This is a genomic window from Lysinibacillus sp. NPDC086135, from assembly GCF_044746345.1.
GTDB lineage: Bacteria > Bacillota > Bacilli > Bacillales_A > Planococcaceae > Lysinibacillus.
On the sequence record NZ_JBIVCA010000010.1, the window covers coordinates 43,360 to 56,581 of the forward strand.

At 27.9% G+C, this 13,222-nt stretch carries 21 protein-coding genes; 5 read left to right on the forward strand and 16 right to left on the reverse strand.

The features are described from left to right. Positions 1-56: 56 nt before the first annotated feature. The 16 genes from ACIPKN_RS13945 to ACIPKN_RS14020 all read right to left on the reverse strand — a co-directional run bounded on the left by ACIPKN_RS13945 (position 57) and on the right by ACIPKN_RS14020 (position 9,746). Positions 57-1,034 (reverse strand): hypothetical protein, encoded by a 978-nt coding sequence (locus tag ACIPKN_RS13945; RefSeq protein ID WP_400936956.1) that lies wholly within the window; start codon positions 1,032-1,034, stop codon positions 57-59. Positions 1,035-1,202: 168 nt separating this feature from the next. Beyond that, a complete protein-coding gene (locus ACIPKN_RS13950; protein WP_400936959.1) occupies positions 1,203-1,727 on the reverse strand; it encodes a hypothetical protein in 525 nt (174 codons plus the stop codon). Between the two features lie 704 nt (positions 1,728-2,431). Next, positions 2,432-2,755, reverse strand: coding sequence for a hypothetical protein (locus tag ACIPKN_RS13955; protein ID WP_400936961.1), 324 nt, complete (start codon positions 2,753-2,755; stop codon positions 2,432-2,434). A 6-nt stretch (positions 2,756-2,761) separates the two neighbouring features. Beyond that, positions 2,762-2,998, reverse strand: coding sequence for a hypothetical protein (locus ACIPKN_RS13960; protein WP_400936963.1), 237 nt, complete (start codon positions 2,996-2,998; stop codon positions 2,762-2,764). A gap of 26 nt (positions 2,999-3,024) precedes the next feature. Next, positions 3,025-3,522 (reverse strand): hypothetical protein, encoded by a 498-nt coding sequence (locus tag ACIPKN_RS13965; protein ID WP_400936966.1) that lies wholly within the window; start codon positions 3,520-3,522, stop codon positions 3,025-3,027. 43 nt (positions 3,523-3,565) lie between these two features. Further along, on the reverse strand, positions 3,566-5,557 hold the full coding sequence (locus ACIPKN_RS13970) for a hypothetical protein (RefSeq protein ID WP_400936969.1): 1,992 nt from the start codon (positions 5,555-5,557) through the stop codon (positions 3,566-3,568). A gap of 124 nt (positions 5,558-5,681) precedes the next feature. Then, complete coding sequence (locus tag ACIPKN_RS13975) at positions 5,682-5,849, reverse strand: hypothetical protein (protein ID WP_400936972.1); 168 nt, start codon at positions 5,847-5,849, stop codon at positions 5,682-5,684. A gap of 26 nt (positions 5,850-5,875) precedes the next feature. Then, on the reverse strand, positions 5,876-6,295 hold the full coding sequence (locus ACIPKN_RS13980; RefSeq protein WP_400936974.1) for a hypothetical protein: 420 nt from the start codon (positions 6,293-6,295) through the stop codon (positions 5,876-5,878). Positions 6,296-6,359: 64 nt separating this feature from the next. Then, the gene (locus ACIPKN_RS13985; RefSeq protein WP_400936977.1) at positions 6,360-6,605 is read right to left on the reverse strand and encodes a hypothetical protein; all 246 of its coding nucleotides are present in this window, start codon (positions 6,603-6,605) and stop codon (positions 6,360-6,362) included. A 182-nt stretch (positions 6,606-6,787) separates the two neighbouring features. After that, entirely contained in the window at positions 6,788-6,934 is a 147-nt protein-coding gene (locus tag ACIPKN_RS13990) for a hypothetical protein (protein ID WP_400936980.1), read from the reverse strand. Between the two features lie 37 nt (positions 6,935-6,971). Next, positions 6,972-7,187 carry a hypothetical protein gene (locus ACIPKN_RS13995; RefSeq protein ID WP_400936983.1) on the reverse strand — a complete coding sequence of 72 codons (216 nt, stop codon included), beginning with the start codon at positions 7,185-7,187 and terminating at the stop codon, positions 6,972-6,974. Positions 7,188-7,266: 79 nt separating this feature from the next. After that, the gene (locus ACIPKN_RS14000) at positions 7,267-7,821 is read right to left on the reverse strand and encodes a hypothetical protein (protein ID WP_400936986.1); all 555 of its coding nucleotides are present in this window, start codon (positions 7,819-7,821) and stop codon (positions 7,267-7,269) included. A 44-nt stretch (positions 7,822-7,865) separates the two neighbouring features. Next, a complete protein-coding gene (locus ACIPKN_RS14005) occupies positions 7,866-8,105 on the reverse strand; it encodes a hypothetical protein (RefSeq protein ID WP_400936989.1) in 240 nt (79 codons plus the stop codon). Beyond that, positions 8,102-8,470, reverse strand: a complete 369-nt coding sequence (locus tag ACIPKN_RS14010) for a hypothetical protein (RefSeq protein WP_400936991.1) — start codon at positions 8,468-8,470, stop codon at positions 8,102-8,104. Before ACIPKN_RS14010 ends, ACIPKN_RS14005 begins: the two co-directional genes overlap by 4 nt. A gap of 91 nt (positions 8,471-8,561) precedes the next feature. After that, positions 8,562-9,020 carry a hypothetical protein gene (locus ACIPKN_RS14015; RefSeq protein WP_400936994.1) on the reverse strand — a complete coding sequence of 153 codons (459 nt, stop codon included), beginning with the start codon at positions 9,018-9,020 and terminating at the stop codon, positions 8,562-8,564. A gap of 108 nt (positions 9,021-9,128) precedes the next feature. Further along, complete coding sequence (locus ACIPKN_RS14020) at positions 9,129-9,746, reverse strand: DNA-directed RNA polymerase subunit alpha C-terminal domain-containing protein (RefSeq protein WP_400936997.1); 618 nt, start codon at positions 9,744-9,746, stop codon at positions 9,129-9,131. Between the two features lie 793 nt (positions 9,747-10,539). On the opposite strand from ACIPKN_RS14020, the gene ACIPKN_RS14025 reads away from it, so the two are divergent. The 5 genes from ACIPKN_RS14025 to ACIPKN_RS14045 all read left to right on the forward strand — a co-directional run bounded on the left by ACIPKN_RS14025 (position 10,540) and on the right by ACIPKN_RS14045 (position 13,222). After that, a complete protein-coding gene (locus tag ACIPKN_RS14025; RefSeq protein WP_400937000.1) occupies positions 10,540-10,866 on the forward strand; it encodes a hypothetical protein in 327 nt (108 codons plus the stop codon). 442 nt (positions 10,867-11,308) lie between these two features. Then, positions 11,309-11,605, forward strand: a complete 297-nt coding sequence (locus tag ACIPKN_RS14030) for a hypothetical protein (RefSeq protein ID WP_400937003.1) — start codon at positions 11,309-11,311, stop codon at positions 11,603-11,605. Positions 11,606-11,622: 17 nt separating this feature from the next. Next, complete coding sequence (locus tag ACIPKN_RS14035; RefSeq protein ID WP_400937005.1) at positions 11,623-12,177, forward strand: hypothetical protein; 555 nt, start codon at positions 11,623-11,625, stop codon at positions 12,175-12,177. A 51-nt stretch (positions 12,178-12,228) separates the two neighbouring features. Beyond that, positions 12,229-12,483, forward strand: a complete 255-nt coding sequence (locus ACIPKN_RS14040) for a hypothetical protein (RefSeq protein WP_400937007.1) — start codon at positions 12,229-12,231, stop codon at positions 12,481-12,483. 55 nt (positions 12,484-12,538) lie between these two features. Next, positions 12,539-13,222 (forward strand): DUF4046 domain-containing protein, encoded by a 684-nt coding sequence (locus ACIPKN_RS14045; protein WP_400937010.1) that lies wholly within the window; start codon positions 12,539-12,541, stop codon positions 13,220-13,222.

Here is a 13,222-nt window from a genome sequence, read left to right on the forward strand (position 1 = left end):
TAACTCTTTATAATTTTTATATGTACTTCCTACTTTAATATTAGTGATATTAATTATTAATCAACCTTTCCGTTTTTAATTTCTTCACATCTGTAAACATATTTCTTATATTCATCTAAAGTCATTGAATTCAGTTCAGCAATGTAAGTCAGTGCATCAATAAATAGTTCTTCTTTGACATCAAACCTTTCAGCATTATTCTTATACCATTCAAATACGTTACTATCATGTTTAGATGAGTTTATGCTGTCCCAGATAGGAAGCATGTTAGATAGAGTAGTACCTTTAATTTCCCATACAACTGGTATTACATGATCCATATGTAAATTTACTTCTTTATCAGTGAATGCACATTTACCATTAAACCTTTTTAATAATTCGCTTTTTTCATCTTCAGTAAAGTCATTCTTCAATTTCTTCAATCTTTCAGTTCTTTTATTTTTATTAGTTATATATGGATAATTGAATTGATTCTGAACTTCCATTGTATTAAGTACATCTTCATTTTCATACAATCTCAATTTTTTAGCGTTTAAGATTACTGTAACGTGATTAATATTTTCTGCCTCTATTACTCTTATGTAATTATGATTTAATAATTCATCTAAATTGTTTTGAATTCCGTGTTTTTTATTAATCCTAACAAAGAAAGAGGGGACTGATATTTCAACTATCATACTCATTAGTACGTCTAATGTTTCATCTGTTAAGAATTGACTATGTTCAATTACTAGTTCATTTAAAAAATCATTGTCTCTAACTAGTTTCAAACTATCAATAAAAGAATAATGCCTTTTAATTTTATTTTTACATATAAAACAATTTACATATTCTTGATCTGGATCACTTGATTCCGAATCGTAGATACCGAATATTAAAAATACACTAGATGATGATCCGTAATAATGTTCACAAGGTATGCATACTTCTGCAATTTCTTCATTGTCAATAAGTTGTGATTCTATTAATTGTAACTCCTTTTCCAATTCTTCTTTTCTTTGTTTTAGCTTTTCTTTTTCAGTTACATCAATCATGTTAATCAATCCTTTTCAATTTTATTTTACAAGTGAGTAGGGAATCGGTACAACAATAGAATGTATCAGCTCTAATCATATTCAATCTATATTCAATCCTTTATTATGTATTTATATTATTAAAATGCAAAAGAAACCACCGAAAAGGTGGCTTTAAAAATTAACTACTTAGATACATTCCTTAACTTCATCATACGCATATCCATTAACTGTGATACAATCAATATTAGTTTGCTCATTTATCAATGATCCCAAGAAATCTACCATGTCAATAGTTTTCAATACTTCAAGCTGTTTATCTGAAAATGTAATATCAACAGTATGGAAGTGTTCACAATGAATAATGTTGTGTAAATCATCTTCTTCTATATTAGAAAAATCAATATTTGAAATATTTTCACTTTGGTAAAAGTTAAATTTGATATCAATGTCATTGAATAAATCATACACATTAGGCTTTAAATCAAATACGTTTCGAATCATAGACATTACTGGTGAATACTCTACACATGTTGTTAAATTTTCTGTGAAATAACCTTTCATATATTCAATAATTTCTCCAAATGTAAGAGCTGTTTTATAATCACGTACATAGCTTTCAAAACATTCTGTAATATCTTCAAACAAGTTGTTAATAAAAGCAGTTTCAATTGGATTTGAATTTTCTAATATTACATTAATTGCACTTGTCATTGTTATTTTCTCCTTTTGGTTTGATGCCTTGTTGCATCTACAACCTTTAAATGTTTTATGTAATTCTTTAACTTAAATATAGTATACCATAGATTTTCCATTTGTGCAAATATATTTATGTATTTTATTAAATAAAATTTAAAGTAAAAGAAGAGAGCAGCTTAGATATAAGTTAGCTGCTCAAAATATCATAACTTTCATGTTTAATTTCCCTTTGATCCAATCACAACAATCACAATCCTAACTATAAATACAATCACAAGTATTCCGTACAGTACAAATATTATCCAATCAAATACAGTCAATTTTCCAAAATCAATCCATTGATACATCAAGAATGGCAAGAACAATATAAAAAATAAATTTAAATAACCGATTTTCTTTAGCATATTTTAAGTGAGTATGGTAATATTATTATCAATAGGGAAGGGGAATAAATCCCCTCCGACTACTTGCGACTTTTCTTCTTTCGTTTTCCAGACGGCTTGGAAGAAGGTCGCTTTTTGCTTGTCCTCATGTCGTGCATGTCTTTTAAGGAAGAAGTAATTCCTTTAAAGATTGCTACGATTGAGCCTATAAGCATGATAATGTGTTCAACATCCATACTACACTTGTCCAACTCCTTTCCTTTAATATAATTCTATTATATACCATAAATTAATAAAACACAATACTATTTATGTATTTTATTAAATAATTTCATACTAAAAGTATCTACTCAATTTGTAGACTCTTTTGTTTTTAAATTTAATTTTATATTCACAATCTGACTTTTTAACCATTTCAATCACATTTCCATTTAATAATTCTATTCCACGTAAACTTTCTTTTATATCATCATTACATACCGTTATAAAATGTAACTGTCCATTATGAAGCGGTTCACATTTCCACTTATCAAACTTTAATTTTGTAGTATGTAGTGTGGTAGGTGGTTGTAAATTTAATTTATTAATATTTACACTTAGAAACTTTTTTACATGTTCCTTAATACTGAAGTGACTATGAAGCTCTTTACGTGTAATCATAGCTATTTACACCGTTATTAATTGTAGTTGATCAATTGTCTGCTCAGTTTTTTCTTTAGCTGTTACAAGGCATTGCGTAGCGTTATAGGCTTCTTTGTACACATTAGCAAACATTGTATACTCATCTGGTGAGAGAGTGTCAAAGAAGTATTTATTAATGAATAAACAATCTAACATCTTATTACTTTGCATTAACATTAAGCAAGCTGTTTCATTTACTATCTTTACAGTGATATTTTCCATTGGATTAATCCTCCTTAATATTTCATTTAAAATATAATGTTTTCTGTTTTTACAACATTCAATTGATTATTAATGTTAATCAGATAACCTACTTCAATAAAGCGTCCTTCACTTGATTTAAAGAATTGTTTTGCCATATTTATAGCTTTTTCTTTAGTATCATATAAAGGATTTCCCCAACCATTGCCCATTAAGTCGCCAAATGTCCAACCTTTAATAGCGCTCATCGAATTGTTAACTTCATCATAGGTAACTGTTATCATTTCATTTTGATGAGTTTTAAAAGTCATTAACTGTCTGTAATCATCAAAATTTAAAACAGTGTTATTATTATCCATGCAATACTGAAGTACTGACTCTTTCCATTCATCGTATAAGTAAACATTTACTCCTTGTCGTGTATTTTCATTACTATCTGTAAATGATTGACCTATATAACACTCTTTAGCTTCTTTTAGTGTGCAGTTTATAGAAGTAGTTAAAAAATCGTTATTAGTAAAATTTACAATAATTTTAATTGTCATAATTAATCATCCTTTTCATTTTTTTGTATTTTATTATTTAAAATTATATAGCTTGTTTAACACGTTGACTTTCTAAATGCATTACATACTTCTTAACATAATCTAATTTATCTGTAGTCTTAAAATCGCAAACCTCTTTATTAGTCACATTGTCAAATACTCGATAACATCCACCGATTTTTGCAATATAATAATTTGCACTTATATAACATCTCACATCATTAGTAAAGCCGTTTCTCAATGTCACTGTACGCTTTTGGGTTGTAAAGATTAATGTACAATCTTCAATATTTGAAATAGTATCATTAATAGCTTGTTTAGCTTTATAGGCATTGTTTCGTATGATACGACTTTCATATTTCTCCAAAATTCCTTTTTGTTTCTCTAACATTTCCACAACTTTACCCATTTTATTATGCAATTGATCTTGATTCTTGTTATAGCGTGATACATTCAGTCCACCACGTCCAGTTACTGCCCATCCTGGGTTAACAGAACGTTGATATAGATAACTGTTCAATTCTCTTGCATAGCGTTCACAAAAAGCATTAAAACCATTAATCAGTGTATTTTTACTATAGTTATTATCAGCTAGTTCTATAACTTCTTTTGTTTTCTCTAGTAAATTGGATAATGTAAGTTGTAATTGATTTGTTTCACGACCGACTTGTTTTCCATTATTAAATAATGAATTATCAATTAAACGTTTTTCAGTTTCTTCATTGACTTTAAATTGTGCAATATCAACAAATTCCACTAACTCAATTTCAAAAGGCTCTATAGCCTCTGAAGCTTCAATATTCCCACTTGAAAGTTGTTCAGCTAATGACAATGTATTTTCATTTTGTTTAGAGTACCAGCATTTGTTGAAGCGACTCCACTTGAAACCACTTGATTTTAGTTGAGTGCGAATTTCCTCACTAGGTTTATCGCTGAAATATAATTCAACTCCGTTTTTCTCCTCATTCAATTTATAGTAAATGTCCGATGGAGTAGGGGAGGAAGTTTCATCTGTAGTTGTTTCTACTTCTTCAAATTTTTCTGACTGCATTTCAGTAGATTGAACTACCTCTTCTGTAGTTTCAATTTCGATGTGTCCTTTTGGTTGTTCTGGTTTACGTTTTGCTTTTTGGTATACCGTTTTAGTTGTAACTTCTTCTACTTCTTTAATCTCCATTACATCAATAGTAGAATCTGAAATATAATTTAGAAGTCTTTCTTCACTGATCCATAATAAGTTATTAGAAACTTCTTTCAATTTTTGTAATTTCTTTCCTAACTTTACGAAACTGTATTTTTTACCGTTTGAACCTTCTGAAACTTTAGTCAATACAAACGCTGTACCTCTATAAAAACCACCTGTAAAATTATGATTAAGTTTGATAATAGATTGTTCAACGATTAATTCTTTGCTTTCTGATTTTACTAATTTATCAACTTTTTTAACTACTGGTTTTTCAACCTTTACTAGCTGTTCACTGCCATTTAAAACAGCTTCAAATTTAGATACTAACTTTTCCATGTTTTGCTTTGTTAATTCTCTGTCATTAATATCGTAAGCGCTAATTAAGCCATTTCCTTTTGCTAATAGTTCGCCGTCTTTTTCAATATGCCACATACTCATTTTAGGAGTTTTATGTGAAAAAGTAGGGAATACATATTCTACTGTATAAGAAGTTTCTTGTATTTCTTTTAACTTTTCAATTTTCTTAGAAGCTACTTCTTTTTCGTTTTCGCTAGAAGCTTCATCATTCATAGTTGCTTCAAGCTTTTTAATTTTATCGTAGTTGTTCACTTTACCATTGGCGTTATAATTGTATGATCTAACTTCACGACCACTATTAGAAGTGCTATACTGATCTACTAATAATACAAAACCGTTTTTAGTTGCTACACCATCCCAATGAGCAGGACTCCAGTAGTCAGTCATTGCGTCACTTGCATCTGGAGTATATCCGAAAATAGTCCATCCATTGTTTTCAAGTACATGCATTAAGGCAACTTTCGAGCTTTGTTTGTCGTAATAGTTTGTCATTTGAATAACCACCTTTAAAAGTTTTATGTATTTCCTTAATTAAAATTATAAACGATTCGAAACTGTTTTACAAGTTATTTTATGTATTTTATTATTTAATTTTTAGATAATAAGCATATATTATTTAAAGATTGATGTTCATTAATTCTTCTTTTTGTTCAACAGTGTAATCTGGAGGAGTAGATACAAACTTTTTCACGCCATTAAATAAATCTTCTTCATTTGAATCAAATTCAATTACAACTGGTATTTTAGTTGAATCGTAAATAATTCCATTAACTAATATTTTCATTTATTATATTCTCCTTAGTTATATGTTTAAATTATTTCTTTGCAAAACTTAGGATATATTGGATATTCTTTTAAACCTTTTCTTGGATGGTTAACAATAATAAATCCTAAGCCTTCTAATTGTACTTTTACGACATTATCAACAATATGATTGATCCATTTATTAATTTCTGGGACTTGGATTTTACTAGGTGAGAAGATGTATTTTTTACCTTCTTCAAATGCTTTTACATCGTCACTAACTACTATTTGAGCAGTTTCTTCAAATGGAATTAAATCTTCTTCGTGTAGAATGAATGTATTTTCACTATCACCAATAACTTCAACACGATAATATACTGCACCTGTAGTTTTTAAAGTTGTAATTTCAGTAATAACGAACATCGGGAAATTATCTTCTATCGAATTCTTTAATTGTTGACCAATATAAAATTTTTGATTTATCATTTCTTGCTCCTCCTAATAAATAAGCTAGAAAAATGTATTTTATTAATTAAATTTGCTATGGTTATTAAATATTTTTTATAAATTCATTTTCAATTTTAGATATTCTACTAGTTAATTCAATTCTTTCTGGCTCTACAAAATCATTCATAGTACGTAACCATTCATTAAATTGGTTAGGTGATTTTACGATAATAGAATTTCCTTTACAATTTGCGTATATTTTACCTCCTAATTTTTTTACACTAACGCTTAAGTTGTTTGGAATTAATTCTTTTAATTTTTCAATTCTTGAATCGATTAAATTTTTCATTTTTATTTCCCTCCAATAGTTTAATGATTTTACTTACTATGACTTGAAATATGATTCAAATAAACAAACTTGTTATTTATTTAAACTGTACTTCAAGCAGTCAACTTAATGACTCGTTATCATTTCCTTGTCTTTATAATACTATAAATACATAATGTTGTAAAGTGGTATTATGTATTTTATTAATTAATTTTAGTTATTAAGAATAAAGCAATTGATAATACATTTACAGTAATTCCAAACTTATAATAAGAAGCTTTATCTTCTGGTGAGTCATCATCCATCCATAAAAAATCATCTAATGTAGACTTAATTTTACTAATCATCATGAATCCTCCTATGTAAATTGAGAGTAGGGAAAACCTCTCAATCATCAAATTTTAATTTAATATGTTTATCCACGTTATCAGCAACTACAATCAATTCATTTTGAATAACCTCAACAATAATACTTGTATCGTTAGCTGCAGCTATACTTTTGATATTATCCTTATATTTTTGGATCTTGTTGTATAATTCATTTGAGTTCTTACTTGCTTTTAAATCATCTATAATGTGTCTTAAATCTGCATATACTTTCAATTTGCTCTACCTCCTTTTATGTATATCTATCTGTGAAAGGAGAGTAGGGAAGTAATTAATATGGTTATTTTATTTAATGTTAAGATGCTATACTATGGACACCTTTCATATAGTTAATCATTTCATTATTAGCGTGAACAATATTTAAAATAATTTCTTCATTACAATCTTGGATGTTACTACTATAAACTTTATTTTCATGTTGTAATTGACTAATTAAATCATTAATATCTCTACTTCCATAGTTAACTTTAAATGAACCGTTTGGCTCTTGAAGGGAATAAAAACATGTATTATCTGAATAAGTTTGTTTGTGTAATGTTAATGTACTTTTTGGATATTTTATAGTGAATAATTCTAAGTTACTAGTGATTTTCTTTTTACCATAAATATTCTCGCCAATAACAAAACATGCTCCACAAGTAGATGAGTTAAAATCCATATTCAATGGGAAAGAAGAATTACCAGTTCTATAATATAGCTTACCATCAACATTAAAATATGTTCTTCCAGATTCTCTTCTTTCAACCTCAACCCATTCACCGTCAGCATACTTTTCATATTTAATAACTTCAAATTCTTGAATAACATTTCCAAATTCATCCTCGAATTGATTAAAGTTTATGTTTGTCATTTTAAATTCCTCCAATTATTTATTTTATAATACAGTTGATTTACTTAATCTTCATCGTCATTGTCTAATTCTCGATAATGAACATAATTTTCATGATTGTAAATAAGTTCGTGTAAAGGCTCTATGACATCTAATAAGTCGACTGCATCTGTATTTGTATAGTTGATAATTGTATTAAGTAATTCTTCATGTTTCTCACTGTATGGAATCTTATACTCTCTAAGAGTATGTAAACATGATTTATATAGCTGTTCTAATAGTATAATATTCTTTTCTATACTCATTTATCGACAGCCTCCAATTTAATCAATTCCCATAATGAATCATCTACAAATGTACCGATAAACTTTTTACCATGATGAAGGGTAGTAGTATCAATTTTAAAATTTTCATCTATCTTATAATCATTTAATCCAACAAAAATAACGTTTTCAGTTTCGGCTTTTGGATCAAGGAAGTAATGACCTTCTTTATTGCTGTACATGTAGAATAACTCTGTTTGATTATCATTTAATTCATTTGTTTGTATTTGAGTACATTTATTTGAAGTATTATTTGTTTCTTTAGCTATAACATCTATACTTGTAGTTGCACCCGTGAATAGAGTGAAAGCTGTAACGATTGAAAGTAAAAGGTTTTTGATTTTCATAATTAAGTACCATCCTTTTTTATTTTATTATTTAAGTGAACAGAGTAGGGGAAATGACTTTCAAAGAACTTTGTTAATATTTACTTTTTATTTAAGCTACTACAGCGTTAATTTTACGTTCTGCTGTAGACACAATACATTTAATGTTATTTATTGTTAAAGCCCAATTACGAGCCAGTAATTTGTTTTTCTTGTCTGTAAGCTTATCATGCAGCTTTACAAATGCGTCTGATAGTAGTTCTTTAACAGTACTCAATTGTTGCGCGGCTTGATCATAATCTTCTTTAGCTGCATTAATTGCATTGGAAGCTAGTTCTTTGAAATGTGTAACCAATTGAACAGTTGTTGAGTTTTCAATTTCTAATTCTTTGTTTTGATCTTGTCCAATTAAGTTTGCGTAATAACCAGTTAACATTGTAAGAATTTCACCTTTATGCATTTTTCGCTTTTCCTCACGGTTGTACCATGCTAAGCCTTCTTTGTTTGCTGCTACTTGTAACTCCTTAGCTGTCATATTAGATAATGCGCTGATTTTGTTTTGTAATTTCATTTTAATTCCTCCTGATTGATTATGTATTTTGTATTACAACCTCCTTCCTTATTGGAAGGAACGCTCACAGCTTAATGTCTTTTTATACTCGCTGTGACGAGTTTTTATTTATGAAAATTTAATTCCTAGGGCTTCTTCAATTTCATTTAAAGAAGTCTGTCCCAAGTTTCTAACTTTCATCATTTCGTCAAGTGTAGCATTTTTTACTTGTTGTATAGTGTTATATCCAGCACGTTTTAAACAGTTAAAAGAACGAATGGATAATTTTAATACTTCAATTTCTTGGTTGTTATCATTGTTTTGACTAATAATATTGATATACAAAGACATAAATTTATTATTTAATTTTAAATTACGGTTTTCCTGTTCTTCTTTAGATGGATAACCTACAAGTCCATAGTATTCAAATTCAGAAGCTTTAATAATAGCAACTAATTCATTTTGTGTATATTCATCTTTAGATGAAATTCGAGTAATTGTATCTTGGATTAATTCGTTGATACGTTTTGTATTGTCTGTGTCTACAAACTCACGAACAGCGAAGTATTCAACTTCTTTATTTACTGGGTTGAATGTTACGATAGTAGCAATAAATGAACGATCATATATAGTTTGACCGTATGAGTTACGCTCCCTCGACGTAAAATCTACAGCCGATTGGATAGAATTTTTAAAACTTTTAGAAGTAGTAACCATAATATTTTCAGCAACATTAAATTTTTTCATTATAAATTCCTCCTATTAAGTAAGTACTTTATAAAATTACCTATGCTCATATCATCGCTACTTTGTTACATTGTACGCTCACTCTACTGAGGTCATGGCGGCTAGGAGACTTTATAAAGCACTCACTTGTTTTTATGTATTTATTAACTGTTTTTATAATATCATTTATACCATTCTTTGGTCAATGCTTTTATGTATTTATTTATATAAAATTTTTAAAGTTGCTCGAAACGTTTATATATTAACCTTTGTGAGTGATCCAATTATCAAAAATTTAGTTTCTTCCTATTAAAAGTGATTTTTTTAATTAGATAGCTGCTAATATGATTGATCTCTTTTTAAAACTCATCACCAGATCATGTTACAAGAAAAATTCAATTCTTTCTATAACCTATCCAGTGAGGAAGAATTAAAACTGGATCAATAAACAATTATCTCAAATTCATGTGAATAAATAAGAAGGGAGTAGACAAGAATAATTAATACTTCCAAAATATACAAAAAAATTTAAAAAACTATTGTATCTTACTAGTATCTTATGTATAATTTACTTATAGCTTACAAGTAAGATACATTTTAATCAAAGTTCCAATCATCTACTTAGAGTATGGTTAACGCTATTTTAACTCGATTATTCTTATGTTAACTAAAATATAAAATACATAATAATGTAATTATTTATTGAAAATTGGAATATTGATATTGAAATGAGCTAATCTTACAAAGAAACAAGTTAAGTTGTTGTGATATAATTTATATGAATAAATACTTAAAAAATAAAGGGGATATAAAAATGATGAATCAATTAAAATTAGTTGTTAATAATGCTGCGGATTGTAATAATGGAGTTAGTTACAATAAATATGAAGTGTACAATTCACTGTTACAAATGAGTGAAGAAGTTAGAGAAGAATGCATTAACAATATAAATAATGAATATGGGTTCGAATTAGTGGATAAATATGATTTTGCTCGTTATGAAATCTCAGTAAATAACTCAGATATAGAAGTTGATGTTCCTGCGTTATTTACGCCAAGCTATACAAAAGAAGAAGTTGATTACTATAAGGATCAAATGAAAGAGCTGCAAAAGGGATATATGAAGTTGTTAGCTAACTAAATATATAAATAATATTCTTTATTAAATTACAATAGCTGTTTGATCGATGTGAACCAATTCTTAGTTAGACATGCAAGATAGCAGTATTTGAAAAATCAAAACTGTAGAATTAAAAAATCAAAATCGTAGAATTTTACATTTAGAAAATTAGAATATGTAGAATTTTTAATGCGAATATAGAGATAGACAAAATCTTGATTTATTAATTGTATGATTTTGAAATTTCAATCGTATAGAATTTTTGATTTACTTTAACTACTTTAAAATTAAATATAAAAATACATAAATGTGTTTGACTTTAATTTTGAGTGTATGGTAATATCAGGTTAAGATTAAATGGAGGCAGCAACTAATTATAAGTACAAATTAATATTTGTAGTTGGAAGTTGTATACCATTTGAGCATCAAGTAAAATTAAAATAATAGATAAAGGGTGATTAAGATGGATGTGACAGCTTCAACTAACAAATATTATATCGAACGATCACTAGATTCTTTTCTTTATCTAGATAGGGTATCCTTGAAATTATTAAAAGATATGTTTTCTATTAAGATTAAGCATAGATTAGTATCTAAATTAACTGATTTAATTTGGAATGAAATAATAGAAATACGAAAGTTATATCCAGATATTGAAAATTTTGAATTTGATATCAAAAACTTTATAGCATATCAAGAATTTTTAAAAGAATGGCATGGCGAACAAATTATTGTAGAATCTGGAGATTATGGAATATAAAAAGAAAGAAGGAATATATGATGAAAACTTATGAAGAAAACATGGTTATTTGGGAAAATGTATTAGAAGATATTACACATCCAATGCACAAATACATACTAAACGAATTCCACAGTGATTTAACGCAAGAAATCGTATTTATGATAGAAGAAGGACATGTAGAAAAAGATTTCAATTCGATTATGAATTACGTCTTAAAATACTTACTAACTCATTTACAAATACAAATAAAGAATACAACACAATATGAACTATTAGAGAAAATCGTAGGTGATACAATTGGAAATGAAGTTGAAAACTCTTTCTTAAAGATTGACAGTATAGATATTTACTATATCATTGAAGATTTTAAAAGTGAGGAAGAAGTCTTAGCAGAAATGAAAGAAGAAGATTCAACAATAGGAGATTTGGGTGTCACTATGTCAATAAATCTTAAACTGAACGATAAACAAAAGGCAATAATGGACTTATTCAATGTTAATCATTCTTTTGGAAGACTAGTCGAAGATTACCTTGGTTATAACGTTGGAACTTATATTAATGGTGTTTATTGGGATAATTTTAAGGAATAAATGAACATTAAGTAATATCAGCATTTTATAAAACTTAGGAGGAATATAATTATGAAAGCAAATGTTCAAATAAAAGAAGCATTACAGGTGATTTCCACTACATTAAATGAAGCTCAATTTTTACTCGCATTTGATATAGTCCGAAAGCCAAACAGATTAGAATTAAATGTAGTTACTGAGGAAAAAGAAGTTGAATTTACTTGTGTAGATCCATTAAAAATGAAAAATTTTCTAATAAAGCTAAAAAACATAACTCCATACCACCAAGACGACATTGATGAGCTTCTTAGTGAAATTGTATATTAGACTATGAAGATTAGAGTATATCTAGATAATGTAGGCTTATTAAGGAGGAAGCGATATGGAGATGAAGTCGATTTTTGAAATATATGAAGAAGTGTTAAATAATGAACTATCACGCTTCCCTTTGTTTACATGGGATCAGATAGACAGTAAAGACACTCTTATCAAACTAACTAGATATCTTGTTCTTGATAAATTTGAATGGGATAGAAATCAATTTTGTGAGAATTTTTGTATAGCCGTCATCTATAAATATAGACTGAATGGCGGATTGGCTAAACTCTATCAGAAAAATATTTATCCTTATGTTGTAGAGAGTTTTCCAGAGTGGGAAATAAAAGAATGGGAGATGAAAAAGAGTAGAGTACCAGTTGGTTTTTGGAATAAAGAAAATGCTGTTGCAGCTTGTAAATGGTTAATAGAGGAAGAGTTGCAATGGAATTTAGAAAAAGTGTCAAGAGATATATCAAATTCAACCTTCCATAAAAACAATCTAGGAGGAATGCTCAGAACTCTAGGTATGAATGCTTCTGAAATAATTGAAATGACGTATCCTGAATATGATTGGGCATATTTAAAAGAAAGAAACGGAAACAGTGTCACCCTTAGACAGGTTAAAGATATAAAAAAGATGTATGAAGATGGTTATAGTCAAAGAGAATTATCAAGACTATATAAGTGCGACCCAGTTGTAATATTTAATATTGTCCATGAAAAGACTTTTAGAAATTCCAAAAGGTAA

Coding starts and splice junctions, on each gene's coding strand:
- ACIPKN_RS13945 (WP_400936956.1), bottom strand. CDS start 1,034: ATGATTGATGTAACTGAAAAAGAAAAGCTAAAACAAAGAAAAGAAGAA.
- ACIPKN_RS13950 (WP_400936959.1), bottom strand. CDS start 1,727: ATGACAAGTGCAATTAATGTAATATTAGAAAATTCAAATCCAATTGAA.
- ACIPKN_RS13955 (WP_400936961.1), bottom strand. CDS start 2,755: ATGATTACACGTAAAGAGCTTCATAGTCACTTCAGTATTAAGGAACAT.
- ACIPKN_RS13960 (WP_400936963.1), bottom strand. CDS start 2,998: ATGGAAAATATCACTGTAAAGATAGTAAATGAAACAGCTTGCTTAATG.
- ACIPKN_RS13965 (WP_400936966.1), bottom strand. CDS start 3,522: ATGACAATTAAAATTATTGTAAATTTTACTAATAACGATTTTTTAACT.
- ACIPKN_RS13970 (WP_400936969.1), bottom strand. CDS start 5,557: ATGACAAACTATTACGACAAACAAAGCTCGAAAGTTGCCTTAATGCAT.
- ACIPKN_RS13975 (WP_400936972.1), bottom strand. CDS start 5,849: ATGAAAATATTAGTTAATGGAATTATTTACGATTCAACTAAAATACCA.
- ACIPKN_RS13980 (WP_400936974.1), bottom strand. CDS start 6,295: ATGATAAATCAAAAATTTTATATTGGTCAACAATTAAAGAATTCGATA.
- ACIPKN_RS13985 (WP_400936977.1), bottom strand. CDS start 6,605: ATGAAAAATTTAATCGATTCAAGAATTGAAAAATTAAAAGAATTAATT.
- ACIPKN_RS13990 (WP_400936980.1), bottom strand. CDS start 6,934: ATGATGATTAGTAAAATTAAGTCTACATTAGATGATTTTTTATGGATG.
- ACIPKN_RS14000 (WP_400936986.1), bottom strand. CDS start 7,821: ATGACAAACATAAACTTTAATCAATTCGAGGATGAATTTGGAAATGTT.
- ACIPKN_RS14005 (WP_400936989.1), bottom strand. CDS start 8,105: ATGAGTATAGAAAAGAATATTATACTATTAGAACAGCTATATAAATCA.
- ACIPKN_RS14010 (WP_400936991.1), bottom strand. CDS start 8,470: ATGAAAATCAAAAACCTTTTACTTTCAATCGTTACAGCTTTCACTCTA.
- ACIPKN_RS14015 (WP_400936994.1), bottom strand. CDS start 9,020: ATGAAATTACAAAACAAAATCAGCGCATTATCTAATATGACAGCTAAG.
- ACIPKN_RS14020 (WP_400936997.1), bottom strand. CDS start 9,746: ATGAAAAAATTTAATGTTGCTGAAAATATTATGGTTACTACTTCTAAA.
- ACIPKN_RS14025 (WP_400937000.1), top strand. CDS start 10,540: ATGATGAATCAATTAAAATTAGTTGTTAATAATGCTGCGGATTGTAAT.
- ACIPKN_RS14030 (WP_400937003.1), top strand. CDS start 11,309: ATGGATGTGACAGCTTCAACTAACAAATATTATATCGAACGATCACTA.
- ACIPKN_RS14035 (WP_400937005.1), top strand. CDS start 11,623: ATGATGAAAACTTATGAAGAAAACATGGTTATTTGGGAAAATGTATTA.
- ACIPKN_RS14040 (WP_400937007.1), top strand. CDS start 12,229: ATGAAAGCAAATGTTCAAATAAAAGAAGCATTACAGGTGATTTCCACT.
- ACIPKN_RS14045 (WP_400937010.1), top strand. CDS start 12,539: ATGGAGATGAAGTCGATTTTTGAAATATATGAAGAAGTGTTAAATAAT.